The organism is Sulfuricurvum sp. IAE1 (genome assembly GCF_004347735.1).
Taxonomy (GTDB): Bacteria; Campylobacterota; Campylobacteria; order Campylobacterales; family Sulfurimonadaceae; genus Sulfuricurvum.
In genome coordinates this window covers 1-458 of record NZ_SLTI01000022.1, presented here as the reverse complement: position 1 = coordinate 458, position 458 = coordinate 1, and the positions used below count along the sequence as shown (strand labels likewise).

Below are 458 nucleotides of genomic sequence, written 5' to 3'. Positions count from 1 at the left end.
TTTTTGGTAGAGTACATGTGCGCATTCATCGCACCGACGTTCGTGTTAATTCTGAAACCCATGATAAATCCTTTTATCGCAAGAGCCGAAGCCCTTCCATTTTTGCAGCATCCTTGCTGTTACAAACTATATCGGGAAAGCGGAAAAAAACTTTAATACGAATAGCGTATTTTTATAGGAAAACATCGTTATAGACGACATTCAAGGCTGTTTACGGAAAAACACAAAAGTAATAATTATCATTAATTAAAAGAATAATAGCAGGATATAGAAGAGAAGAAAAACGATAGAGTCTCCCGGGGCGGGAAAGCCCCGGAAAAAGAGATAAAACTACTGGAGAAGTCTGAGGACGTTCTGCTGGACGGCGTTGGCCTGAGACATAGCATACGATCCAGACTGGGCCATGATGTTATGTTTGTTGAAGCTCGCCGATTCTGCAGCAAAGTCTACGTCACGAA

At 41.5% G+C, this 458-nt stretch carries 1 protein-coding gene; it reads right to left on the bottom strand.

Annotation, left to right across the window (positions count from 1 at the left end):
- Positions 1 to 330 precede the first annotated feature (330 nt).
- Positions 331 to 458: flagellin (locus tag E0765_RS03560; RefSeq protein ID WP_255417841.1), on the bottom strand; the 128-nt coding region annotated here is incomplete at its 5' end.